This is a genomic window from Ochrobactrum sp. SSR, assembly GCF_030067775.1.
In the GTDB taxonomy this organism is placed as follows: Bacteria; Pseudomonadota; Alphaproteobacteria; order Rhizobiales; family Rhizobiaceae; genus Brucella; species Brucella teleogrylli.
Genome location: NZ_CP125969.1, coordinates 1,971,900 through 1,995,236 on the forward strand (window position 1 = coordinate 1,971,900; position 23,337 = coordinate 1,995,236).

The window sequence follows — 23,337 nt, forward strand, 5'->3', positions numbered from 1 at the left end:
TGGAGAGTGAACGCAGTCAAAAGCCGATTGTTCCGCAGCCACGCCGGAGCTAGAGCGCCGTCAGGCGATAGCCCTTGGCCCGCAGCAGTTCCACCACGCCTTCCTGACCCGGCAGATGCAGCGCGCCGATTGCAATGAAGACATTGCCTTTTTCCAGAAGCGGAACGGCGCGATCCGCCATGGTGTGGTTGCGGTCGGTGATCAGATATTTCTGGAACAGGTCGTAATCCTGATCGGACAATGCATCCGGCACGATCTGTCGCAGCGCGGGCATGATCATGCCCAGTTCACCGTTCAGATAAAGCGCGGTCGTCGTCTCCATCGCGTCTTCGGACTTGTCGCCGTAATCGACCGTGGCGATCAGATTGCGAATGTGAAAATCGAGCGGAAGCTTTTCAGTCGCTTCGAACTGTTCGGCAGCCGTTTCCAGCCCCGCTATTTCGCGCCCTTCCGCCTTTGCATTGACGGCCAAAAATTCGTCAAGCGACTTTTCACCTTCGCTTTTGCGTTCGCGCTCGCATTCGGGCAGGGATAACAGCGTGGTCAGAACCCACGGCTTCATCTTGGCGACCGCATCGAGAATAATGCCGCGCTCGGCCAGTTTCTTTTCAATATCGTCGCGCCTGTCGGCAGGCAGATGCGATTTAAGCGTGCTGCCATCGGTGAAAAGCAGCAGTTCCGGGCGCTCCAGCTTCAGGCGCAGAAAGTTCTTCTGATCGAGAACATCGGTGGTTTCGATCACGACGGTGCCGGTCGAACGATAGGCGTCTTCGACAGGCTTCGGCAGGTCCAGCACGCGCGGATCGCTGAGATGAATCGTGCCGAACAGATAGGACGGCGCTACGCCGTCCTTTTCGATCTTCCAGAGGCGGCCCTGATGGTTGGGCGTTGCTTCGGCTTCCGCCTGCAATTTTTTCCAGAGGGCGGGATCGCTTTTCTCCACGCCATCGACGAGATTTTCGCCGCGAACGGAGCAGGCGGTGGCCTTTTCGTCAGCGCGGGCGGTGACGGACCCGGCGAAGACGGCGCATAGAAGAACAAGAAGCAGCTTTTTCATAAAGTGAATATAGGCGATCTTCCGCGATGTGAAAGGTGCCCGGGTCAGGCTCTCGGATGCGCCTTGTCATAGACTTCCAGCAAACGCTCCGTATCCACGCCGGTATAAATCTGCGTGGTGGACAGGCTGGCATGGCCCAGCAATTCCTGAATGGTACGCAAGTCGCCGCCGCGACCCAGCAGATGCGTCGCGAAGGAATGGCGCAGTGCATGTGGCGTGGCGCTGTCGGGAAGGCCCAGCCCAGCGCGCAGCTTCTGCATTTCGCGCTGGATGATCGCGGCATGAAGCTCGCCGCCCTTCGCGCCGCGAAATAGCGGCTTGTCGGCAGAGAGATCATAGGGGCAAAGCGCGCGATATTGCGCGACGGCGCGGTGTATGATCGGCAGCAGAGGAACAAGGCGGGACTTATTGCCCTTGCCGGTTATGGTGATCGAAAGCGCGGAACTGTCGGCTAGCGCGTCGCCTTTCAGGCCAAGCGCTTCGGAAATGCGCAAGCCGCAGCCATAGAGAAGGGTCAGCACGGCGGCGTTACGGGCGGCGATCCACGGCTCCTCGGCCATCTGGCCATCGGCTGCGACCACACGGCGGGCGTCGTCTGCGGTCAGCGGTTTTGGCAGCGATTTCGGCTGGCGGGGCGCGCGTATGGCACCGGCGCCAGCGGCATTGGCCAGTCCGCGTTTTTCCAGATGCCGCAGCAGCGAGCGCACACCAGCCAGACCGCGCCCAAGGGTTCGTGCGCCTACGCCGTCATTGCGGCGGCTGGCGAGGAACGAGCGCAGATCGGCAACGCGCAAGGCGCTCACATCCTTCAGCGAGGGCGCTTCGCCCAGATGGCCGGTGAGAAAATTCAGAAACTGCCGCGAGTCGCGCTCATAGGCTTCGATGGTATTCTCGGAAAGACGGCGCGTATCTTTCAATGTCTTCAGCCATTCCTCACGCGCAGCCGCGAGGTCTGCACGGGCGGGAATCAGGAATTCGCCATTCATTGCCATCTTGAAATCTACCGGTTGAAGTTTCGGCAGACAGTTTGTCAGGCAGAGGTTACCGGCTGGTTGCCTTTGATGCTTCCATCGGCGACTTTGCTGAAACCGTGCATTTTTCTTGGCGTTTCGGTCTGAATTCGCTAAGCGATAGGCTAATCAGCAGCGCATATCGGTCCGACTGTCGGGACGATGCGCCCGAATCCAGATCAGGGGCAACCATGCCACGTCCAGAAAATCCGATCCAGCTTGCCATCGTCGGTGCCGCCCATGGCATTCGCGGCGAAGTCCGGATCAAGACATTCACCGAAGACCCGCTGTCCATCGGCGATTATGGCCTGCTCTATGATGAGCAGGGCAAGGGCTACGAAATTCTTGAAGCGCGGGCCGCCAAGACGGTGGTGATCGTGCGCCTCAAGGGCGTCAATGACCGCAATGCCGCCGAGGCGCTCAACGGCACGGCGCTCTACATCGACCGTTCGCAATTGCCGGACGACGATCTGGACGATGACGAGTTCTTCCAGACCGACCTGATCGGCCTCGCGGCCATCGATGCCGACGGCAAAAGCTATGGCATTGTCAGCGCGGTGTTCGATTTCGGCGGCGGCGACATCATTGAGTTGAGCGAGAAGGGCAAGCGCCCGATGCTCATTCCGTTTACCGAAGCGGCTGTGCCGGAGATTGATTTCGAAAAAGGCACCATTCTGGTGGAGCCTTTCGCGGCGGGCCTGATCGCCGATGAAGACGACAATCCGCTGAAGGGCGGCAATCAGCCCAAGAAGCGACCGAAGAAGTCATGACGGGCGAACTTTTCCATGCTTCGGTCCTGACGCTTTATCCGGAAATGTTTCCGGGGCCGCTTGGCGTTTCCCTGGCGGGCAAGGCGCTGGCCGAGGCGAAATGGCAGCTTGATACGGTGCAGATTCGCGACTTTGCCGAAGGCAGGCATCGCATGGTCGATGACACGCCGTCCGGTGGCGGCGCGGGCATGGTGATGAAGCCTGATGTGATTGCGCGGGCGCTCGATTCCGTTGCCGATGATCGCCCAATGCTGCTGATGACGCCGCGCGGTGCGCCGCTGACGCAAAAGCGCGTGCGCGAGCTTGCAGCCGGTCCGGGCGCGATCATTTTGTGCGGTCGCTTTGAGGGCGTGGATGAACGTGTGATCGAAGCGCGCCATCTCGAGGAAGTGTCGATCGGCGACTATATACTTTCGGGCGGCGAGACGGCGGCCATCGTGTTGCTGGATGCTGTGGTGCGCCTGTTGCCCGGCGTGATGGGCAATCAGCAATCGGGCGAAACGGAGAGTTTCGAGACCGGGTTGCTCGAACATCCGCATTATACGCGCCCACAGGTTTGGGAGGAGCGTTCCATTCCCGATGTGCTGACATCCGGCAATCATGGCGCCATCGACAAATGGCGGCATGCTGAGGCCGAGCGGATTACCCGGGAGCGTCGTCCCGATCTCTGGGATGTCTATCAGGAGACGAAGCGCAAAAGCTGATCGAGCGCTTGAAAAGTATCGTCCCGCAGAAAAATGCCCGGTTTTCACCGGGCATTTCTGTTTCAGGCATGTTGCTTTGCGGATGCGCGAAGGGCAGCTTCCGGCTTGCGAAGCAGGTAATAGACCCCGCCGCCAATGCCGACCCCGAAGAACCAGCCATAGGTTCCCCACCAGTTCGGCAGAAGATTGGTGGCTATCGGCAGGACCGACGAGAACAGCGCGCCAATGGCAAAGGCGATGAAAGCCTTGACGTGCCAGCCGTTCTGGAAGCGGAACTCGCCATTTTCCTGATAGAGATCGGCGACATTCAGCTGTCCGCGACGCAGCAGATAATAATCGACCATCATGATCCCAAAGATCGGCCCCATGGTGGAGCCGAGGAAATTGACGAAATGCGCAGCGCCGGTTTCCCATGGTGCGAACGGATAGAGGATCAGCGCGATCAGCGCCGCGATAAAACCGCCGCGCTTGAAGGAAACCTTCTGCGGAAATGTGTTCGAGAAATCAAAGGCGGCGGAAACGAAGTTTGCCACCACATTAATGCCGAGCGTTGCGACGGTGAATGTCAGCGCGGCCAGCAATGCCAGGAACCAACTGTCGAACTTGGCTGAAATCTGGTCGGGATGCAGCAGCACTTCGCCATAGACCGTGAAGGCGGCTGTGGTCGTGACACCGGCCACGAGGCAGAAGGCCAGAAGATTGACCGGCAGGCCCCAGAGATTGCCGCGCCGCAGTGCCGCCTCATCCTTGGCATAGCGCGAGAAGTCGCAGAAATTGAGATAAAGCGCTGCGAAATAGGTGATCCAGGTGGCGGCAACCGCCGCCAGCGCCGGGATGGAACCCGGTTCGCCGGATACGCCTGCATCTCTTGTCTTCTCCAGCAGAACATCGCGCGGGATTTCGCTGCCGAAGGAGAATGTGCCTGCCTTGATGACCAGATAGATGGCGAGAATGAGCATCATGATCCAGACTGCCGGGCCGGCCCAATCCTGAAAACGGCGCACCGTTTCCATCCCGCGCTGGATGATCAAGAGCTGCGCCGCCCAGACGAGCACGTAGCAGATGACTTCAAGGGTCGAATGACCGAGCAAATGGCTGTTCTGGTGAAAAGCCAGCATGCTGTCATTGCGGATCAGCAGCGCAACAAGGGCGCCGGAAGCTGCCGCCGTCTGCGCGCCATACCAGAAGCAGGCGACGACGCCGCGCACGAGGGCTGGGAAATTCGCGCCGAATGTGCCGAAGGAGGCGCGGGCCAGCACCGGAAAAGGCACGCCGGTCCGTACGCCCGCATCGCCGACGAGGCTCATCAGGAAGAAGATGACCAGAGAGCCGAGACCGATGGCAATGATAAAGTTCAGAAAACTGCCGCAAAGCAGGAAAAGACTTGCGGCAAGATAGTAGCCCCACAGACTATGGACGTCCGATGTCCAGACGTTGAAAATACTGAAGGCGCCCCATTTGCGCTCAACAGCCGGCGCCAGATCCTCATTATACAATGAGGGTGACGGTTGTTTGCTTGTCATATTGTCCCCATTTTAGCTTTATGCTTTATTCGATTGCTTGCATGCGCAGCCGTCATTTTTTGCAATATTTCTGACATAGACCATTGCGGCTGGCTATTAAAAATTCTGACAGGGCGTGACAAAACCCTCGCGATGCTGTATTGGCGCGTCTGTTCGGAAAAATCCGACATTGCGATGGCTCGTTCGGGCATAGCCCGGGACGTCCGTAAACCAATAAATGGTGTACCGCTCCTGCCTGATATCGAGGGCATAGCCGCAAGGCCAAGGATTGCTTGGCGGCAAGTGCAGAGCGCTCTGACTGTTTGAGAAGAACATAGAAGGAGTCAGACGATGACCGATATTATTCGTCAGCTTGAAGCCGAACAGGCAGCAAAGATCGAAGAAAAGCGCAAGCTTCCAGATTTCCAGCCGGGCGACACGGTTCGCGTTCAGGTTCGCGTGACCGAAGGTACGCGTACCCGCGTACAGGCCTATGAAGGCGTCTGCATCGCTCGTTCGGGCGCAGGCCTCAACGAAAACTTCACCGTCCGCAAGATTTCGTATGGCGAAGGCGTAGAGCGCGTATTCCCGGTTTACTCGCCGATCGTTGAAGGCGTTGAGCTGGTTCGCCGCGGTAAGGTCCGTCGCGCCAAGCTTTACTACCTGCGTGGCCTCACCGGTAAGGCTGCCCGTATTTCTGAAAAGAAAGACAACCGCACCAAGGCCGAGCGCGAAGCCGACAAGGCTGCCGCCGCTGCCGAAGCTGCCAAGACCGCTGCTGAATAAGTTTCAGCCAGAGATCTTTGAAAAAGGCGGCCTGTGGCCGCCTTTTTTATTTGCCAAACGCATTACGACGCATAATATCAGGCATAATTCTGCCCGCTTTGCGCAAGATTGTTACTGCGACACCCTGTTGCTGTTTCAGTTTCTTGACGAAACGCAACAGCAGGTGCATATGACAGGCCCAATTAAGAACCGTTCAAAGGAACTCTCGCAATGAGCGCGCCGCGTACACTTTATGACAAGATCTGGGACGACCATGTAGTGGATCAGCAGGAAGACGGGACCTGCCTCCTTTATATTGATCGCCATCTTGTGCACGAAGTGACGAGCCCGCAGGCTTTCGAAGGCCTGCGCATGGCTGGCCGTCAGGTGCGCCATCCCGAGAAGACGCTGGCTGTGGTCGATCACAACGTGCCGACCTCGAAAGATCGCGTCAACGGCATCAAGAACGAAGAAAGCCGCATTCAGGTTGAAGCTCTCGCCAAGAATGCCGCGGATTTCAACGTCGAATATTATTCCGAGCGTGATCGTCGCCAGGGCGTCGTGCACATCGTCGGACCGGAGCAGGGCTTTACCCTGCCGGGCATGACGATTGTTTGCGGCGACAGCCACACCTCGACCCACGGTGCTTTCGGTTCGCTGGCGCATGGTATCGGTACGTCGGAAGTCGAGCATGTGCTCGCGACCCAGACGCTGATCCAGAAGAAAGCCAAGAACATGCTGGTGCGTGTTGAGGGCGAACTGGCTCCGGGCGTGACCGCCAAGGACATTACGCTCGCCATCATCGGCGAAATCGGCACCGCAGGCGGCACCGGTTACGTGATCGAATATGCAGGCAGCGCCATTCGCTCGCTGTCGATGGAAGGTCGCATGACCGTCTGCAACATGTCGATTGAAGGCGGCGCACGCGCTGGTCTCATCGCACCGGACGAAACGACCTTCGCCTATGTGCGGGACAAGCCGCGCGCGCCGAAGGGCGAAGCGCTGGAACAGGCTATCGGCTACTGGAAGACGCTGCATTCGGATGAAGGCGCGCATTTCGACAAGATCGTCGAGCTGGATGCGGCCAAGATTTCGCCGGTCGTTTCCTGGGGCTCTTCGCCGGAAGACGTTGTTTTCGTCACCGACATCGTGCCGAATCCGGATGATATCAAGGATGAAACCAAGCGTGCATCCAAGTGGCGTGCACTGGACTATATGGGTCTGAAGCCGGGCACCAAGATGACCGACATCAAGATCGACCGCGTCTTCATCGGTTCCTGCACCAATGGCCGTATCGAGGATCTGCGCGACGCAGCCCGCATGGCCGCTGGCAAGAAGGTTGCCGATGGCGTCAATGCCATGATCGTGCCTGGCTCGGGTCTCGTGAAGGAACAGGCGGAAGCCGAAGGCCTCGACAAGATCTTCATCGAAGCCGGGTTCGACTGGCGCGAGCCGGGATGCTCGATGTGCCTCGCCATGAATGACGACCGTCTGAAGCCGGGTGAACGTTGCGCTTCGACCTCGAACCGCAACTTCGAAGGCCGTCAGGGCTTCAAGGGCCGCACCCATCTCGTGTCGCCTGCCATGGCCGCCGCAGCTGCCATTGCCGGTCACTTCGTGGACATTCGCGACTGGAACTAACGTGTCCAGACAACACTGAATAGAACAAGCCGCCGGAGCGATCCGGCGGCTTTTCTTTATGCGCCGCCATGGGTAAGAAAAAAGCTTTGCTCTTATCCGCTTCTTCACGGTTTCCTCGCATATTCCATGTATAAGTAAGTGCTGCTAGATTAGCGCCTACTTTAGAGAAGCCGCTACGAACCAAAGCAGGCGGAATAGGCATTCATGGGCGGGGCCGATTTCATTCTCATCATCAACATGACCGTATCCGGTCTGTTTGCCTTCGCGTTTTTCGGCATTGCCGTTTATGCGAAAGGCAATGCCGCGGCGCGCGTCTTCGCGACGGGCTTCGTCTTTGCGATGCTCTATTTCCTCAGTGAGCTGGCGATGCCGTCCATGCCGAGCCCGCGCATCGGCTATATGCTCGCATTTGCAACCTATCTGATGACACTGGCTTGTCTCGTCATTGGTCTGGCGCGGATGTATTCTTCGCCCGTGCCGTGGAAGACGCTTGGCGCGCTGGCGTTTGTTTCGCTGGTGATGATCCATGCCATATACGGCATCGCGCGCAGCACCTTGCCCGGTATGTTCCTCTACCAGACGCCTTATTTTCTGACATTGGCGCTCGCCGTCTGGATCATCCTGCGCTCCAGCAGACGCGGGGCTGTCGATATGCTGATGGCCGTGCTTTTTGCCTTCAGTGCTGTGCATTTTCTCATGAAGCCGGTGCTTGCCAATGTGTCGGGCGGCGCGGGGGCTGAGCCGAACGATTATGTGAATACGGCCTATGCGCTTTTTGCCCAGTCGATCGGGGCCGGCCTGTCGGTCGCGGCGGGACTTCTATTGCTATTGAGCCTGATGCGGGAACTGCTTTCGGACATGACCATTCGTTCCGAAACGGACGAGCTTTCGGCGCTGCTCAATCGCCGCGGCTTTGCGTTGCGGGCAGAGGCGGCCATCGAAAAATCGAAGCGGTCTCGACAGGCCCTGTCGCTGGTGGTTTGCGATATCGACTATTTCAAATTGATAAATGACAATTACGGTCACGCGCTGGGCGACCGTGTCATTGCAGCCTTTGCTGCCGAATTGCGCAAGACTGCCGTTGCCCGAGGCGGATTTGCGGCGCGTATGGGCGGCGAGGAATTTGCGGTCCTGCTGCCCGGCAACACCATTCAGTCGGCGTCTCGCTGTGCCGACGGTATGCGTCTGGCCTGCGGCACGATCCAGATACCGAGCAATCATGGCGATATCGATTTCACAGCCAGCTTCGGCGTTGCCGAAATGGAATTCGACGACATGTTTTCCGACCTCTACAAGCGAGCTGACGGTGCTCTTTATGAGGCGAAGAAGGGCGGTCGCAATTGCGTCCGCGCAGCCTCGCCCATTATCTCTGATGAGAATGTCGTGGAGTTTCGTCCGTCAGGCTCAGCCCGCACACGCGGATAATCGGCCTCAACAGCCCGGATGATCCAGAACCGGGGTTTCGCCGCTGTCCAGCCCATACATGAAAGAGCGTCCGCGCAGGACGATGGCGCTTTCGCAACTGCTGTTCGGAGGGCTGACGATATAGGACACAGCCTTGTCCTGCGACGCGGTTATTGTTGTCGTGCCGTGCACCTTGCGCGGCATCTGCAATGTCGGGTCTTTATGCGCTGCACCGACCCGGATGATCTTAGCGCCGCCGTCAGCCTTCTGCATGACGAGGTTTCCAGACGCGTCGGCATAGCGCAAGGTGGTCTCGGCAGAGGCTGTCGCGACCAAGCCACCAAAAGCCAGTGTACATGACGCCAGCAACGCGATCCTGTTTCTGTTTGCCATGGTGCCGTTTCGCCTTCGCCGTCTGACGCAAAAAGAGTTTCCGCACCATCTTAACTCTTTCTTTACCTTTGTCATCCGTGCTGGCTACAATCGGATAAGTCTTTGGTCGCAACTGCTTCGCGGCGTTGTGAGCAAGGACGACTTGAACCGCCCCGAAGGCCAAGGAATGTTCAATGACCAAAGATCATGCCGTCGATATCGCGCTGCTCCATCTTCGTGATGCTCACGAATTCGCGCCGCTGCTTGCCAGCTATGCGCAGGCGCTGAAGCGTGGCGCACCGCGCCGCCCCGACGATTATTATGCCGAGCATCTTCTGCAGGACCGTGCCACTGAAATTCTAGGCGCGCGCGTGGACGGCAATCTTGTCGGCTTCGTGATTTTCTACGATCTGCCGGAGCCGGTATCGGGTCTGCGCGCAGGGCAGGTGGATCATATCTATGTGCATCACGATCATCGCGGCAAAGGCATCGCCAAGGCGCTCATCGACCTGCTGGCCGACAAGGCGGAAGAGCGCAGCTGGTCCAAGCTGGTGCTCAACGCGCCGCGTGTGCCGGAAGACGGACGCAAGCTCTATGAGCAGGTCGCGACGGCAGCCGACTGGTCGAGCTATGTGATTCGATTCGGCGCCTGATGTGCTTTTGCTAAAGTTGATGAAATTACACATGTTTTTAAATTGCGGCCTTCAAACGATTGAAGGCCGCATTCACGTGAAAGTGTCGCAAAGGTGCGACCAATTGTTAGTCTTTTCGTGAAAAAGCTTCTTTGACGTGGTGGTAAAAGAGCAGTAGAAAGCGGCACATAAGGCCGTATTCCACGGTCTCGCCATATTTTCAGGTCGCACCGGCGCGGGATCGAAAGTTCCGGTTCATTGCGTAGAGCGCGACTTCAAAACTGGGTTTTTAGAAAAACCCGCCATCCGGTACGCCAGATCGATCATTGTCGGTGGGCATTCCGGGGGAGAAACGTCAGGGAAGCCCCACGAGAGGCCAACGAGAACCATGACACAACCGACCGTAACGCGTCAGCGTCCTTTGTCGCCGCACCTGTCCGTCTATAAGCCGGTCATCACGATGACGATGTCCATCGTGCATCGTATCACGGGCGGCGCTCTCTATTTCGGCACCCTGCTGCTTGCAGCCTGGCTTATTTCCGCAGCCGTCGGCGAAGAGTGCTTCAATGCCGTCAACGCCGTGTTCGGCTCCTGGATCGGCCAGCTTGTGCTGTTCGGCTATACCTGGGCGCTGTTGCACCATCTGGCGGGCGGCGTTCGTCACTTCATCTGGGATACCGGCGCAGGTCTTGAAAAGCATACCGCTTCCAAGATCGCCTGGGCTACGGTCGTCTTCTCGGTCATCGCCACGATCCTCGTCTGGGTCGTCGCTTACTCGGTGCGCTAGGAGGCTGATCCCATGAGCGGTTCGAATAATGATATGCGCACGCCTCTCGGCAAGGTTCGCGGTCTTGGTTCTGCCAAGGAAGGCACCAGCCATTTCTGGTATCAGCGCGTGACGGCAGTGGCCCTGGTGCCGCTGGTTCTCTTTTTCCTCGGTCTGGTGATTTCGCTCAATGGCGCAAGCTTTGCGGAAGTCCGGGCTGCTCTCTCGCATCCCATTACCGCCATTGTCATGGCGCTGTTCGTTCTGACCGGCGTTTATCACATGCGTCTGGGCATGCAGGTTATTATCGAAGATTATGTGCATGGCGAAGGCATGAAGGTCGTGCTGGTAATGCTGAACACCTTCTTTGCGGCGGTGGTCGGTTTTGCCTGCGTTTTCGCGATCCTCAAGCTCAGCTTCGGAGGTTGATAGCCCGATGGCTAGTGCAGAAAAGAATGCAGCTCCGGCTGCGGGCGAAAAGTCCTACAAGTTTGTCGATCACAAATTCGACGTTGTCGTGGTTGGCGCCGGCGGCGCTGGTCTGCGCGCCACGCTCGGCATGGCCGAGCAGGGGCTCAAGACCGCCTGTATCACGAAGGTTTTCCCGACCCGTTCGCATACGGTCGCGGCACAGGGCGGCATTGCCGCCTCGTTGAAGAACATGGGCCCGGACAGCTGGCAGTGGCACATGTACGATACCGTCAAGGGATCGGACTGGCTCGGCGACACCGACGCGATGGAATATCTGGCGCGTGAAGCGCCTGCCGCCGTCTACGAGCTTGAGCACTACGGTGTGCCGTTCTCCCGTACGGAAGAAGGCAAGATCTACCAGCGTCCGTTCGGTGGCCATATGCAGAATTTCGGTGACGGTCCTCCGGTTCAGCGCACCTGCGCTGCTGCCGACCGTACCGGCCACGCGATCTTGCACACGCTTTACGGCCAGAGCCTGAAGAACAACGCGCAGTTCTTCATCGAATATTTCGCGCTCGACCTGATCATGACCGACGGTGTCTGCACCGGCGTGGTGGCGTGGAACCTCGATGACGGCACCATCCATCGCTTCTCCGCCAAGATGGTGGTTCTGGCGACCGGTGGTTACGGTCGCGCCTATTTCTCGGCTACCTCGGCCCATACCTGCACCGGCGACGGCGGCGGCATGGCTGCGCGCGCTGGTCTACCGCTTCAGGACATGGAATTCGTTCAGTTCCATCCGACCGGCATTTACGGCGCAGGCTGCCTCATCACCGAAGGCGCACGCGGTGAAGGCGGCTATCTGGTCAATTCCGAAGGCGAGCGCTTCATGGAGCGTTATGCGCCATCGGCCAAGGATCTTGCCTCGCGTGACGTGGTTTCGCGCTGCATGACCATGGAAATCCGCGCCGGTCGTGGCGTCGGCAAGGCCAAGGACCACATCTTCCTGCATCTCGACCATCTCGATCCCGCCGTTCTGCATGAACGCCTGCCGGGCATCTCCGAGTCGGCCAAGATTTTCGCGGGCGTGGACGTGACCAAGGAACCGATCCCGGTTCTGCCGACCGTTCACTACAATATGGGCGGCATTCCGACCAATTACTGGGGCGAAGTGCTGAACCCGACGCCGGAAGACCCGGATCGCGTACAGCCCGGCCTGATGGCTGTCGGCGAAGCGGGCTGCGCTTCGGTGCACGGTGCAAACCGTCTCGGCTCCAACTCGCTGATCGACCTTGTGGTGTTCGGTCGTGCGGCTGCGATCCGCGCTGGCGAAGTCATCGACCGCGCCGCGAAGATCCCGGATATCAACGAAGCCGCTGTCGAAAAGATCATGGATCGGTTCCATCGCCTGCGTTACGCCAATGGCTCGACGCCGACGGCAGAGCTGCGCGAGAAGATGCAGCGCACCATGCAGGAAGACGCCGCCGTGTTCCGCACGTCGGAATCGCTCAAGCAGGGCTGCGAGCGCATGGAAAAGATCTGGCAGGAACTGCCGGATATCAAGGTTTCCGACCGCTCAATGATCTGGAACTCCGATCTCGTTGAGACGCTGGAGCTGGAAAACCTGATGGCCAATGCGTTGACGACCGTTGTTTCGGCGGAAGCGCGTCATGAAAGCCGCGGCGCGCATGCGCATGAGGATTTCCCGGACCGTAACGATGCCGAATGGCGCAAGCACACCCTGTCCTGGCTCTCGCCGGACGGCAAGGTGACGCTCGGTTATCGCGCCGTTCATCTCGATCCGCTCACGACGGAAGAAGAAGGTGGCATCAGCCTCGCCAAGATTGCGCCGAAGAAGCGCGTTTACTGATTAAGGGAAAGAGCAATGGTTGAACTCGCACTTCCCAAGAATTCCCGCATGCAGGAGGGCAAGACCTGGCCCCGCCCTGATGGCGCCAAGCGCGTCACGGAATTCCGTATTTATCGCTGGTCGCCGGACGACGACGCCAATCCGAGCATCGACACCTATTATGTCGATCGCGACGATTGCGGCCCGATGGTTCTGGATGGTCTGCTCTATATCAAGAACAAGATCGATCCGACGTTGACGCTGCGCCGCTCGTGCCGCGAAGGCATTTGCGGCTCCTGCGCGATGAATATCGACGGCGCCAACACGCTGGCCTGCACCAAGGGCATGGACGATATCAAGGGCGCCATCAAGGTCTACCCGCTGCCGCATATGCCGGTGGTGAAGGATCTCGTGCCCGACCTCAACAACTTCTACGCCCAGCACCGTTCGATCGAGCCCTGGCTCAAGACGGTTTCGCCGGAGCCACAGAAGGAATGGTTGCAGAGCCATGACGACCGCCAGAAGCTCGACGGTCTTTATGAGTGCATTCTGTGCGCCTGCTGCTCGACCTCGTGCCCAAGCTACTGGTGGAACGGCGACCGTTATCTCGGCCCGGCTGTGCTGCTGCAGGCATATCGCTGGCTGATCGACAGCCGTGACGAAGCCAAGGGCGAACGTCTCGACAATCTCGAAGATCCGTTCCGCCTATATCGCTGCCACACGATCATGAACTGCGCGCAGACCTGCCCGAAGGGATTGAACCCGGCCAAGGCGATTGCCGAGATTAAAAAGATGATGGTCGAGCGCCGCGTGTAATCGCGGCAATCGCTTCTTTTTGCGATCCCTGTCGGCCTGCGGCCTCCACGCCTCTTGTGCCGAGATCAAGAAGATGATGGTTGAGCGCCGCGTGTAGTAGCGCCAGCTATCAATTGGAGTATGCAAAGGGGAGGGCTGTTGCCTTCCCCTTTGTTCTTTGCACGAACCGGCAATAGATCATGCACTCATTGATTGTATGGTCTTGACCTTTACGTTGCCGCCGATATGTCTTGAGATAACAAGGCAGCACGGAGAATGGGCAATCATGCTCGACCATATCGGCTTCAACATTTCCAGCATGCCCAAGTCGCGCAAATTCTATGATGAGGCGCTTGCCCCTCTGGGCATTACCCGCGCCATGGAATTCGGCGACTGGGTCGGATATGGGCGCAACGGTAAGCCGGAATTCTGGATTGGCAAGCAGAAGGGCGCCAAACTGGAAGGGGTTCTGCATGTCGCCTTTTCGGCGGGCACGCGCTCGGAAGTGGATCGTTTCTATGAAGCGGCCATCGCGGCTGGCGGCAGCGACAATGGAAAGCCGGGCATCCGCGAAGGTTACCATCCCGATTATTACGCTGCTTTCGTGATCGACCCGGACGGGCACAATATAGAGGCCGTCTGCCACCTGCCGGAATAAAAGGCGGGATCTGTAACCCCGCCTTTCGTGGTCTCAGACCAGTTTTGCGTCCAGCGTCACTTCGATTGCGCCAAGCGCCTTCGAAAGCGGGCAGGATTCCTTAGCCTTCTTGGCAAGATCGGCAAAGGCCTCAGCCGAAATGCCGGGAATCTTGGCATTGAGGGTCAGCGCGCTGCGGGTGATTTCAAAACCGCCGCCCGAAGCTTGGCCGATGTTGACGGCTGCCGTTGCTTCCAGTTTTTCCGGCGGGGTGCCGTTCTGCGTCAAAAGGGCGGAAAGCTGCATGGCGAAGCAGCCCGCATGCGCCGCACCGAGAAGCTCTTCCGGATTGGTGCCAGCGCGCCCGCTTTCATCCTCGAAGCGAGCTTTAAAATCATAGGGAAGGTCTTTCAGTGCGCCGCTCTGGGTGTTGAGCGTGCCTTTGCCTTCCTTCAGCGTGCCTTGCCAGACTGCTATTGCTTTTCTTTCCATGGGGAAGCTCCTCTCGGTGATTGTCCGTCACGGATATAGGGCGCTTCGCGATGGCTTCCAGCGATGAATAGGCAGCAATTAGGGGGCGGCGGTCAGATCGGCTGCCCTTTCAGAAGGCGGGGCGTATCGCCGGACAATCCGGCTGCCTGCTTGATGAAGAAGGATTTCAGGCTCGGGACGCGATCCACGAGACCAAGGCCGATATCGCGAATGGAGCGGATGGCCGGATTGTCGTTGGAAAACAGCTTGGTGAGAACATCGGTAGTCACGCCCATCTGCACCGTGTCAAAGCGACGCCAGGACTGGTAACGTTCAAGGGCGGCGAACGATCCGATATCGAGGCCGAGGCGATCCGTTTCGACGATAACCTCGGCAATGGCAGCAGCATCGCGGAAACCGAGATTGAGGCCCTGTCCCGCGATCGGGTGGATGCGATGCGCCGCATCGCCGACAAGGGCAAAGCGCGGTTTCACGAATTCGCGCGCCAGCGTCAGGCCAAGCGGGAAGGCGCGGCGCGGGCCTTCGACATGCAGCGCGCCGAGACGATGCCCGAAGCGCTGTTCCAGTTCGGCTTCGAAAACGAAATCATCTTCGCGGATCAGCCGGTCGGCGTCAGCGGTGCGTTCGGTCCACACCAGCGAGCTGCGATTGCCCTTGAGCGGCAGAATGGCAAAGGGTCCGGCAGGCAGGAAATGCTCGTCGGCGCGTCCGCCATGCGGCTTTTCGTGGGATACGTTGCAGACGATGCCCGACTGGCCATAGTCCCAGTTGACGGTCTTGATGCCCGCCTGATCGCGCAGACGGGAGCGCGCACCGTCGGCGGCAATCAGAAGGCGGGTCTCGATGGCGTCGCCATTGGAAAGCGAAACGGTAACGGTTTCCGGCTTGGTTTCGAAGCCATTCACGCTGGTTGCTTCGAGAAAGGTAATGCCCAGCGCATCGGCCTTGTTGTGCAGGGCAGTATTGAGAATGCGGTTTTCAACCATATGGGCGAAAGGCTCGCCGGGGTCCACATCGCCTGCAAAGGTGAGGAAAACGGGTCGCACCGGGTCGGATACGCGCGAATCGGTGATGACCATTTCGGTAATTGGCTGCGCATCGGGCACGATTTCCTGCCAGCAGCCGAGCTTGTCGAGCATGCGTGATGCGGCAGCCGCGATGGACGAGGCGCGTGGGTCGGTTTTCCACGAACCGGCGGGCGTGCCATCGACAACGGTGACGGAAAGATGTGGCGCCGCCGACTTGACCGCAACCGCCGTGACGAGGCCAACATAACCGCCACCGGCGATCAGCAGGTCGGTGTTGCGGGTGCTTGTCTGTCTGGAAGTCGCAGCCATCGGTTCGTCCTTTTCGGAAAGCCTATACCATGCTTGTGCGCTTCTGGCACAAATACGGCAAGAGTGAAGCCGATATTTTGCCGCGGCACTGTGAGGCACACCGACCGAATCCGAAAAGCCTCCGGGCCACTTGACAGATTTCGACCGGCAGGAACAAACATGAGCCTCAAGTTTATTAGCTTCATATATGGTCGCAGGAGCCAGGCTGTCCATGTCCGATCGCGAAAAGTCCGAATATCAGCAGTCCGATCTTACATCTGTCTCAGATGAGAGCGCAGGCCAGACGGCTTCCATGCGGCAGCTGCTGTCGATACTCGATCTGGAAACGCTGGAGATGGACCTGTTTCGCGGCAACAGCCCGCAAGTGGGTTGGCAGCGCGTGTTCGGCGGTCAGGTGATCGGCCAGGCGCTGATCGCGGCGCAGCGCACCGTGGAGCCTGCGCGGCATGTGCATTCGCTGCATGGATATTTTGTGCGTCCCGGCGATCCGGCGATTCCGATCATCTATGAGGTGGATCGCATTCGCGACGGTTCCAGCTTCAACACCCGCCGCGTGCTGGCCAAGCAGCACGGCAAGGCCATCTTCACGCTGTCGGCGTCGTTTCAGGTGGATGAGGGCGGTCTGGACCACCAGATCGCCATGCCCGAAGGACTGCCGATGCCGGAGCAATTGCTGGGCGACCGCGACATCAAGGAGCAATATCTGCATCTCGCTCCGGCCAATGTTCGCAGATATTGGGAACAGGAGCGTCCCATCGAGATCAAGCCGGTGCAGCTGACGCATTATTTCTCGCGCGAGAAGCTGGAGCCTGCGCAGCATGTCTGGGTGCGCGCAAATGGTATTGTTCCTGATAATCGCGCGCTTCAGGCGGCGATCCTCGCTTATCTCTCCGACATGACGCTGCTCGACACATCGCTGCATCCGCATGGGCGCTCGATCTTCGACCGCGATCTTCAGGCGGCAAGCCTCGATCATGCGATGTGGTTCCATCGTCCGTTCAAGCTGAATGACTGGCTGCTTTATACGCAGGACACACCGAGCGCTTCGGGCGCGCGCGGGTTCAATCGCGGTTCGCTTTATACGCGCGACGGCATTCTGGTGGCTTCCGTTGCACAGGAAGGACTAATTCGTGTGCATGAAAACAAAGAATGATTAAATATTAACCGCACCAATGCCTTCTGTATAAATATTATGCAATTCGACGGTTTTCAGCCAAGTTCAGCGCTCGGGCATGGCGCTGAAAAGATGAATCGCTAGAATCACTTAGCCTGAATTTGCCTAAACCTCCGGCACAAAAAAGCCCGGCTTTGCGGGGCTGCCGGAAGCCGCAACGACCCACTTCACAAAAAAATCACATTTTGCGCCGCGCCTTTCTGCAACTGGCACGATTTTTGTTTCTCTTGGTTCGAACCGGTCTTTCCAGCGCATACGCGTTTGAAACCGCCATTCGACGGAGATATTCGATGCTCATAACAGGAAGAATCAAGCCAGCAGCTCTTTTGGCCTCTTTGCCTGCGCTGGTCGCCATGGCTGGAATGGCGATGGCACAGGACGCAGCGCCTGCTGCGGCTCCCACGCCCACTCTCGATACGGGCGATACGGCCTGGATGCTGACGTCAACCGCGCTCGTGTTGATGATGACCATCCCGGGCCTTGCGCTGTTCTATGGCGGCATGGTGCGCAAGAAGAACGTGCTGTCCACCGTGATGCAGAGCTTTGCCATCACCTGCCTCATGTCGGTTTTGTGGATGGTCGCCGGCTATTCGCTCGCTTTCACCGACGGTGGTTCGTCGAACGCTTATATCGGTGGTCTTTCCAAGGCTTTCTTCTCCGGCGTCACGATGGAATCGCTGACCGGCACCATTCCGGAATATGTCTTCATCACTTTCCAGATGACCTTTGCGATCATCACGCCCGCGCTGATCGCCGGCGCGTTTGCTGAACGCATGAAGTTTTCGTCCATGCTGGTCTTCCTGACCCTGTGGCTGTTCATCGTCTATATCCCGGTCGCGCACTGGGTCTGGGGCGGCGGTTTCCTCGCGTCGGACGGCGTGCTTGATTTCGCCGGCGGTACGGTCGTTCACATCAATGCTGGTGTTGCCGGTCTGGTGGCTGCACTCATCCTTGGCAAGCGCGACGGCTATGGTCACACCAACATGGCGCCGCACAATCTCGTTCTCTCGGTCATCGGCGCTGCCCTTCTGTGGGTGGGCTGGTTCGGCTTCAATGCCGGTTCGGCTGTCGGTGCGAATGCTCTCGCCGGTGTCGCCATGCTCAACACGCAGGTTGCGACCGCCGGTGCGGCTCTGGCCTGGATGTTCGTGGAATGGGCAATTGCGGGTAAGCCAAGCGTGCTTGGCATTATTTCGGGTGCTGTGGCCGGTCTGGTCGCCGTCACGCCTGCTGCCGGTTTCGTCAATCCGATGGGCGCGCTCATCATCGGCATCGTGGCCGGTGCGATCTGCTACGTCGCAGCCGTCAAGATCAAGCATGCGCTCGGCTACGACGACTCGCTCGATGCGTTCGGCGTCCATGGCGTCGGTGGTTTCGTGGGTGCGATTTTGACCGGTTTCTTCGCAGACACCACCATCAATTCGCTCGGCGAAGGTGCTTCCATGGGCAAGCAGTTCTTCGGTGCGGCAATCACCATCGTCTATACCGCAGTCGCGACGGCCATCATCCTTTATGTGATCAAGGCCGTGATGGGACTGCGTCCAAGCAAGCAGGCTGAAATCGAAGGCCTGGATATCTCTTTGCACGGCGAATCTGTTCAGTAAGAACAATTCTCCCAAGAAGGAGAAAGGCGCGGGAAACCGCGCCTTTTTTCATTTATAAGAAGAAAACCCATGGTTAATGGGGAATTAACCATCGCCGGATTAGGATCGGACCGATTCATTCTGCCCATAGCTATTCCGTTATGGGCGACAGCAGAAATTTCGGTTCGGGACTGGCTATATGCGGCAAGGATATTCGCCCTCATACCCGCTGCGTGACGAGCGGATTACGGAAGACAGGCTCCGCCTGACCAATATCTTCCGCAGGCAGTTCTATATATTGTTCGGTCTGGCGCTTCTGTCGCTGACGGCAATGGCAGTTGGTGCACTGGCCACTTGGAATGTGGCTGATCCAAGCTTCAGCCATGCAACCGACAATCCGGTGACCAATGCGCTTGGCTATCCGGGCGCTGTCTTCTCTGATCTCGCCATGCAGTTTTTTGGTCTGGCGAGCGTTCCTGCATTGTTGCCGCTGGTCGTGTGGTCGCTTCTGATGATGACGCGCGGCGGTATTGGCCGCGTTGCCAAGCGCAGCTTTGCCTGGATCGGCGCTGCCCTTCTGTTTGCCGGCATTGCAAGCTGCTTTGCCGTGCCGGAAAGCTGGCCGATGCCGATCGGTCTTGGCGGTGTGTTTGGCGATATGGTGCTGCGCCTGCCCGGCCTGTTCCTTGGCCAGTTCCCGCAGGGCGCAATCGCTTCGGCCATTGCATTGGTTCTCGCCGTTCCCGCTTTGTGGCTCTGCCTTTTTGCAAGCGGCATTATTGGCCGTGGCATCATCAATCCGGTTCAGCCCGTGCAGCGCGGACGGGCGGAGGAAGATTTCATCGATGAGGATGACGAGGAAACCGCAGGCGGCGGCTTCCAGTTCATTGGTGCGCTGACCCATCTCGTGCTGACAACGACAGCCAACTTCAAGCGTCTGACCGGGCTTGGTCGCCGCCAGTCCCGCGACGAGGATTTCGGCGACATGCGCGCCGTGCGCCGCAGTGCCGAAACGCGTAACGGTGCGGAAGCGGGCAGACGTCGTGAGCCGGGCTTCGGTGGGCCGTCGGCGGACGAAGCGCCGTTCCACATGGATGATCCGATGGATGACGGCATGGACGACGTGCCGCTGGCCGGTCAGGAATGGCACGATGCGCCGCCAGCACGCAGCCGCAAGGCGCGTGTCGAACAGGCCGCGCCGTCGCCCAAGCCGGGCGCTCGCGCACAGCGTGAGGCGCAGCCGTCGTTCCTCAAGGACAAGGGCGTGTTTGAAATGCCATCGCTGCATTTCCTCGCCGAACCAAAGCTTGTTCAACGTGATCCCGCTCTGTCGAAGGATGCGCTGGAGCAGAATGCCCGTCTGCTTGAAGGCGTGCTGGAAGATTTCGGCGTGCGCGGCGAAATCATCAATGTGAAACCCGGACCGGTGGTCACGCTTTATGAACTGGAGCCAGCGCCGGGCATCAAGTCTTCCCGCGTGATCGGCCTTGCCGACGATATCGCCCGTTCGATGAGCGCGATTGCGGCGCGTGTTGCCGTTATTCCGGGCCGCAACGCCATCGGCATCGAATTGCCGAACCCGAAGCGCGAAATGGTTTATCTGCGCGAAATGCTGGCCAGCCGCGACTTCGAACATTCCAAGGCGAAGCTGGCATTGGCGCTCGGCAAGACCATCAATGGCGAGCCGGTGATTGCCGATATCGCGAAGATGCCGCACGTCCTCGTTGCCGGTACGACCGGCTCCGGCAAGTCGGTGGCGATCAACACGATGATACTGTCGCTGCTCTATCGCATGACGCCGCAGGAATGCCGCCTGATCATGATCGACCCGAAGATGCTGGAACTTTCCGTCTATGACGGCATTCCGCATCTGTTGACGCCCGTTGTGACCGATCCGAAGAAGGCGGTTGTCGCGCTCAAATGGACCGTGCGCGAAATGGAAGACCGCTATCGCAAAATGTCGAAGGTCGGTGTTCGCAATATTGACGGTTTCAACCAGCGGGTGGGTCTGGCGCAAAAGAAGGGCGAACCGATTGCGCGCACCGTGCAGACCGGCTTCGACCGCAATACCGGCGAAGCGATCTACGAGACCGAAGAGCTGGATTTGGCACCAATGCCCTATATCGTCGTGATCATCGACGAAATGGCCGACCTGATGATGGTCGCAGGTAAGGATATCGAAGGTGCGGTGCAGCGTCTGGCGCAGATGGCGCGTGCCGCCGGTATCCATGTCATCATGGCGACGCAGCGTCCGTCGGTGGATGTCATCACCGGCACGATCAAGGCCAACTTCCCGACCCGTATTTCCTTCCAGGTGACGTCGAAGATCGACAGCCGCACTATATTGGGCGAGCAGGGCGCTGAACAGCTGCTCGGTCAGGGCGACATGCTCTTCATGGCGGGCGGCGGTCGCATCCAGCGCGTGCACGGGCCTTTCGTCGGCGACGACGAAGTGGAGCGCATCGTGCAGCATCTGAAGCTTCAGGGCGTGCCGGAATATCTGGATGCCATCACTGAGGATGAAGAGGATGACGAGGGCGGCAGCGGACCGGCTGGAACCTCCAATCTGGAAGACTCCGACGATCCTTATGATCAGGCCGTTGCCGTAGTGCTTCGCGACAAGAAGGCTTCCACGTCCTATATCCAGCGTCGTCTCGGCATTGGTTATAACCGCGCTGCCTCGATTATCGAGCGTATGGAAGACGAAGGGATTGTCGGTCCCGCCAACCATGCCGGCAAGCGCGAAATTCTGGTGCCGACCGGTGACGATGACTTCTAAGCCGAGTGCAGCAGCGCGCCATACTCGCGCCAAACTGGCGGCGTAGTTAAACAGAATGATGAAAAGAGAAAGTATATTGATGATGTTCTCCCGTTTTTCAGCCTTGGTAAAAGCTGGCCGTCTTGCCGCCGTGCTGGGAATGGGAGCGCTTGGTCTTGGCGTATCATCGCTTGTTCTGGCACCTGTTGCTGCGATGGCGCAGGGCGCAGGCAGCGGTGCGGCGGCGCAGCAGATTGCCGACCATTTTTCATCGGTACGCACCATGACGGGTGAGTTCGTGCAGTTCGGGCCGAAAGGCGACCAGACCGGCGGCACTTTCTATATCGAGCGTCCGGGCAAGATCCGCTTCAACTACAACAACTCGCCAATCCGTGTAATTGCCGACGGCGAGTCCGTCGTTATCAACAATCGCAAGCTGGATACGTGGGATCTCTATCCGCTTTCCAAGACGCCGCTCAAGCTGTTGCTGGCGGATCGCATCGATCTCGGCGGCGGTCGTTTGCAGAACGTGAAGCAGGAACCGGACATGACCACGCTGGTGCTCGGCGACAAGTCGATCTTCGGCGATTCGAAAATCACCATGATGTTCGATCCGAAGTCCTATGAGCTGAAGCAGTGGACCATCACCGACGCCCAGAAGCTAGATACCACGGTGATGATCTTCAACGTGCGCAGCGGTGTGCGCTTCACCGACGACATGTTCAAGATCGACTATCAGCGCATCGCCATGAAGCGCAAGCGTCCGTAATCGCCAGTTTATGGTCTGCAAGCCGTTTGCATTTGCGCGATAAATGGTTAGGTTCGCGGCATCTTTTTCGTTGCTGCGAGTCCTTCCCCCATGGCTTTTTCCGTTGCTACCTGGAACATCAACTCCGTGCGCCTGCGCATGCCGCTGGTCGAGCAGTTTCTGCGCGACTATCAGCCCGATGTTTTGTGTCTTCAGGAAACCAAGTGCCCGGACGATCAGTTCCCCTCCAAGGGGTTTCGCGCGCTCGGCTATGAGCATATCGCGATCAGCGGCCAGAAGGGCTATCACGGCGTTGCGACCATCTCGCGCCGTCCGTTGTCCGGCGTCGAGAAGATCGGCTTTTGCGATATGGGCGATTGCCGCCATTTGAGTGCTGTCGTCGAAGCTGGAAACAAGAAGCTCCGCATCCATAATTTCTACGTGCCAGCCGGCGGCGATGAGCCGGACCCGGCAATCAATCCGAAATTTGCCCATAAGCTCGGCTTTCTGGAAGAAATGCGGGCCATTGTGGCGGACAGGCAGGACGGATTGTCGTCGATCCTGGTGGGCGATCTCAACATCGCGCCGCTGGAAAACGATGTCTGGTCGCATAAGCAGCTTTTGAAGATCGTCAGCCATACGCCGATCGAGACCGAGACGCTGGAAGACCTGCGCGTCAAGGGCGGCTGGAGCGACCTCATGCGCCAGATCATTCCAGCGGATCAGAAAATCTATACCTGGTGGAGTTATCGCGCCAAGGATTGGGATGAATCGGATCGTGGTCGCCGCCTCGACCATATCTGGGGTTCCGCTGATCTGGAGGTCCATATGAAGGGCTTGCAAATCTTGCGCGATGCGCGCGGCTGGGAGCGGCCGTCAGATCACGTCCCTGTTATCGCGACATTTGATCTGGATTGATTTCGTAACAGT

Annotated in this window: 22 protein-coding genes; 16 read left to right on the plus strand and 6 right to left on the minus strand. The window is 58.6% G+C overall.

What is annotated here, in order from left to right; genetic code table 11:
• Positions 1–49: 49 nt before the first annotated feature.
• Positions 50–1,057, minus strand: a complete 1,008-nt coding sequence (locus QLQ11_RS09305; RefSeq protein WP_109369962.1) for a TraB/GumN family protein — start codon at positions 1,055–1,057, stop codon at positions 50–52.
• Between the two features lie 44 nt (positions 1,058–1,101).
• A complete protein-coding gene (locus QLQ11_RS09310; protein WP_283735972.1) occupies positions 1,102–2,049 on the minus strand; it encodes a tyrosine recombinase XerC in 948 nt (315 codons plus the stop codon).
• Positions 2,050–2,258: 209 nt separating this feature from the next.
• Here QLQ11_RS09310 and rimM point away from each other — a divergent pair, with 209 nt between their 5' ends.
• Positions 2,259–2,837: a ribosome maturation factor RimM gene (rimM, locus tag QLQ11_RS09315; protein ID WP_109370331.1), complete on the plus strand. Its 579-nt coding sequence runs from the start codon at positions 2,259–2,261 to the stop codon at positions 2,835–2,837.
• Positions 2,834–3,541 carry a tRNA (guanosine(37)-N1)-methyltransferase TrmD gene (gene trmD, locus QLQ11_RS09320; RefSeq protein WP_109369960.1) on the plus strand — a complete coding sequence of 236 codons (708 nt, stop codon included), beginning with the start codon at positions 2,834–2,836 and terminating at the stop codon, positions 3,539–3,541. Before rimM ends, trmD begins: the two co-directional genes overlap by 4 nt.
• Before the next feature lie 62 nt (positions 3,542–3,603).
• Here trmD and QLQ11_RS09325 read toward each other — a convergent pair whose 3' ends face one another.
• The gene (locus QLQ11_RS09325) at positions 3,604–5,064 is read right to left on the minus strand and encodes an NCS1 family nucleobase:cation symporter-1 (RefSeq protein ID WP_283735971.1); all 1,461 of its coding nucleotides are present in this window, start codon (positions 5,062–5,064) and stop codon (positions 3,604–3,606) included.
• 330 nt (positions 5,065–5,394) lie between these two features.
• Between QLQ11_RS09325 and rplS the strand changes: the two genes are divergently transcribed.
• From rplS to QLQ11_RS09340, 3 genes are all read left to right on the plus strand, one after another.
• Positions 5,395–5,829 carry a 50S ribosomal protein L19 gene (gene rplS / locus QLQ11_RS09330; RefSeq protein WP_109369958.1) on the plus strand — a complete coding sequence of 145 codons (435 nt, stop codon included), beginning with the start codon at positions 5,395–5,397 and terminating at the stop codon, positions 5,827–5,829.
• A gap of 210 nt (positions 5,830–6,039) precedes the next feature.
• Complete coding sequence (gene leuC / locus QLQ11_RS09335) at positions 6,040–7,449, plus strand: 3-isopropylmalate dehydratase large subunit (RefSeq protein WP_109369957.1); 1,410 nt, start codon at positions 6,040–6,042, stop codon at positions 7,447–7,449.
• A 204-nt stretch (positions 7,450–7,653) separates the two neighbouring features.
• The gene (locus QLQ11_RS09340; protein WP_109369956.1) at positions 7,654–8,874 is read left to right on the plus strand and encodes a diguanylate cyclase; all 1,221 of its coding nucleotides are present in this window, start codon (positions 7,654–7,656) and stop codon (positions 8,872–8,874) included.
• Between the two features lie 6 nt (positions 8,875–8,880).
• On the opposite strand, the gene QLQ11_RS09345 is transcribed toward QLQ11_RS09340, so the two are convergent.
• Positions 8,881–9,246 (minus strand): hypothetical protein, encoded by a 366-nt coding sequence (locus tag QLQ11_RS09345; protein WP_124915129.1) that lies wholly within the window; start codon positions 9,244–9,246, stop codon positions 8,881–8,883.
• 173 nt (positions 9,247–9,419) lie between these two features.
• Here QLQ11_RS09345 and QLQ11_RS09350 point away from each other — a divergent pair, with 173 nt between their 5' ends.
• From QLQ11_RS09350 to QLQ11_RS09375, 6 genes are all read left to right on the plus strand, one after another.
• The gene (locus tag QLQ11_RS09350) at positions 9,420–9,878 is read left to right on the plus strand and encodes a GNAT family N-acetyltransferase (RefSeq protein ID WP_109369953.1); all 459 of its coding nucleotides are present in this window, start codon (positions 9,420–9,422) and stop codon (positions 9,876–9,878) included.
• A 367-nt stretch (positions 9,879–10,245) separates the two neighbouring features.
• A complete protein-coding gene (sdhC, locus tag QLQ11_RS09355) occupies positions 10,246–10,644 on the plus strand; it encodes a succinate dehydrogenase, cytochrome b556 subunit (protein WP_078337554.1) in 399 nt (132 codons plus the stop codon).
• A 12-nt stretch (positions 10,645–10,656) separates the two neighbouring features.
• Positions 10,657–11,052 (plus strand): succinate dehydrogenase, hydrophobic membrane anchor protein, encoded by a 396-nt coding sequence (gene sdhD / locus QLQ11_RS09360; protein ID WP_109369952.1) that lies wholly within the window; start codon positions 10,657–10,659, stop codon positions 11,050–11,052.
• Positions 11,053–11,059: 7 nt separating this feature from the next.
• Complete coding sequence (gene sdhA / locus QLQ11_RS09365) at positions 11,060–12,904, plus strand: succinate dehydrogenase flavoprotein subunit (protein WP_109369951.1); 1,845 nt, start codon at positions 11,060–11,062, stop codon at positions 12,902–12,904.
• 15 nt (positions 12,905–12,919) lie between these two features.
• Positions 12,920–13,699, plus strand: coding sequence for a succinate dehydrogenase iron-sulfur subunit (locus QLQ11_RS09370; protein ID WP_109369950.1), 780 nt, complete (start codon positions 12,920–12,922; stop codon positions 13,697–13,699).
• Between the two features lie 265 nt (positions 13,700–13,964).
• A complete protein-coding gene (locus QLQ11_RS09375) occupies positions 13,965–14,336 on the plus strand; it encodes a VOC family protein (RefSeq protein ID WP_109369949.1) in 372 nt (123 codons plus the stop codon).
• Positions 14,337–14,369: 33 nt separating this feature from the next.
• Here the strand turns inward: QLQ11_RS09375 and QLQ11_RS09380 are convergent, their stop codons facing one another.
• Both QLQ11_RS09380 and QLQ11_RS09385 read right to left on the minus strand, forming a co-directional pair.
• Positions 14,370–14,807 carry an OsmC family protein gene (locus tag QLQ11_RS09380; protein ID WP_109369948.1) on the minus strand — a complete coding sequence of 146 codons (438 nt, stop codon included), beginning with the start codon at positions 14,805–14,807 and terminating at the stop codon, positions 14,370–14,372.
• Positions 14,808–14,899: 92 nt separating this feature from the next.
• Positions 14,900–16,144, minus strand: a complete 1,245-nt coding sequence (locus QLQ11_RS09385; RefSeq protein ID WP_283735970.1) for a ubiquinone biosynthesis hydroxylase — start codon at positions 16,142–16,144, stop codon at positions 14,900–14,902.
• 292 nt (positions 16,145–16,436) lie between these two features.
• Between QLQ11_RS09385 and tesB the strand changes: the two genes are divergently transcribed.
• From tesB to xth, 5 genes are all read left to right on the plus strand, one after another.
• Entirely contained in the window at positions 16,437–17,297 is an 861-nt protein-coding gene (gene tesB / locus QLQ11_RS09390) for an acyl-CoA thioesterase II (RefSeq protein WP_235942808.1), read from the plus strand.
• 311 nt (positions 17,298–17,608) lie between these two features.
• Entirely contained in the window at positions 17,609–18,922 is a 1,314-nt protein-coding gene (locus QLQ11_RS09395) for an ammonium transporter (protein ID WP_121536776.1), read from the plus strand.
• Between the two features lie 178 nt (positions 18,923–19,100).
• Entirely contained in the window at positions 19,101–21,680 is a 2,580-nt protein-coding gene (locus QLQ11_RS09400; RefSeq protein WP_124915127.1) for a DNA translocase FtsK, read from the plus strand.
• Between the two features lie 79 nt (positions 21,681–21,759).
• Positions 21,760–22,428, plus strand: coding sequence for an outer membrane lipoprotein carrier protein LolA (locus QLQ11_RS09405; protein WP_181376106.1), 669 nt, complete (start codon positions 21,760–21,762; stop codon positions 22,426–22,428).
• Between the two features lie 90 nt (positions 22,429–22,518).
• Entirely contained in the window at positions 22,519–23,325 is an 807-nt protein-coding gene (xth, locus tag QLQ11_RS09410; RefSeq protein ID WP_109369942.1) for an exodeoxyribonuclease III, read from the plus strand.
• Positions 23,326–23,337: the final 12 nt, after the last annotated feature.

Excerpts from the sequence above, each read along its gene's own strand:
- QLQ11_RS09305 (WP_109369962.1), bottom strand. The coding sequence starts at position 1,057 with ATGAAAAAGCTGCTTCTTGTTCTTCTATGCGCCGTCTTCGCCGGGTCC.
- QLQ11_RS09310 (WP_283735972.1), bottom strand. The coding sequence starts at position 2,049 with ATGGCAATGAATGGCGAATTCCTGATTCCCGCCCGTGCAGACCTCGCG.
- rimM (WP_109370331.1), top strand. The coding sequence starts at position 2,259 with ATGCCACGTCCAGAAAATCCGATCCAGCTTGCCATCGTCGGTGCCGCC.
- trmD (WP_109369960.1), top strand. The coding sequence starts at position 2,834 with ATGACGGGCGAACTTTTCCATGCTTCGGTCCTGACGCTTTATCCGGAA.
- QLQ11_RS09325 (WP_283735971.1), bottom strand. The coding sequence starts at position 5,064 with ATGACAAGCAAACAACCGTCACCCTCATTGTATAATGAGGATCTGGCG.
- rplS (WP_109369958.1), top strand. The coding sequence starts at position 5,395 with ATGACCGATATTATTCGTCAGCTTGAAGCCGAACAGGCAGCAAAGATC.
- leuC (WP_109369957.1), top strand. The coding sequence starts at position 6,040 with ATGAGCGCGCCGCGTACACTTTATGACAAGATCTGGGACGACCATGTA.
- QLQ11_RS09340 (WP_109369956.1), top strand. The coding sequence starts at position 7,654 with ATGGGCGGGGCCGATTTCATTCTCATCATCAACATGACCGTATCCGGT.
- QLQ11_RS09345 (WP_124915129.1), bottom strand. The coding sequence starts at position 9,246 with ATGGCAAACAGAAACAGGATCGCGTTGCTGGCGTCATGTACACTGGCT.
- QLQ11_RS09350 (WP_109369953.1), top strand. The coding sequence starts at position 9,420 with ATGACCAAAGATCATGCCGTCGATATCGCGCTGCTCCATCTTCGTGAT.
- sdhC (WP_078337554.1), top strand. The coding sequence starts at position 10,246 with ATGACACAACCGACCGTAACGCGTCAGCGTCCTTTGTCGCCGCACCTG.
- sdhD (WP_109369952.1), top strand. The coding sequence starts at position 10,657 with ATGAGCGGTTCGAATAATGATATGCGCACGCCTCTCGGCAAGGTTCGC.
- sdhA (WP_109369951.1), top strand. The coding sequence starts at position 11,060 with ATGGCTAGTGCAGAAAAGAATGCAGCTCCGGCTGCGGGCGAAAAGTCC.
- QLQ11_RS09370 (WP_109369950.1), top strand. The coding sequence starts at position 12,920 with ATGGTTGAACTCGCACTTCCCAAGAATTCCCGCATGCAGGAGGGCAAG.
- QLQ11_RS09375 (WP_109369949.1), top strand. The coding sequence starts at position 13,965 with ATGCTCGACCATATCGGCTTCAACATTTCCAGCATGCCCAAGTCGCGC.
- QLQ11_RS09380 (WP_109369948.1), bottom strand. The coding sequence starts at position 14,807 with ATGGAAAGAAAAGCAATAGCAGTCTGGCAAGGCACGCTGAAGGAAGGC.
- QLQ11_RS09385 (WP_283735970.1), bottom strand. The coding sequence starts at position 16,144 with ATGGCTGCGACTTCCAGACAGACAAGCACCCGCAACACCGACCTGCTG.
- tesB (WP_235942808.1), top strand. The coding sequence starts at position 16,437 with ATGCGGCAGCTGCTGTCGATACTCGATCTGGAAACGCTGGAGATGGAC.
- QLQ11_RS09395 (WP_121536776.1), top strand. The coding sequence starts at position 17,609 with ATGCTCATAACAGGAAGAATCAAGCCAGCAGCTCTTTTGGCCTCTTTG.
- QLQ11_RS09400 (WP_124915127.1), top strand. The coding sequence starts at position 19,101 with ATGCGGCAAGGATATTCGCCCTCATACCCGCTGCGTGACGAGCGGATT.
- QLQ11_RS09405 (WP_181376106.1), top strand. The coding sequence starts at position 21,760 with ATGATGTTCTCCCGTTTTTCAGCCTTGGTAAAAGCTGGCCGTCTTGCC.
- xth (WP_109369942.1), top strand. The coding sequence starts at position 22,519 with ATGGCTTTTTCCGTTGCTACCTGGAACATCAACTCCGTGCGCCTGCGC.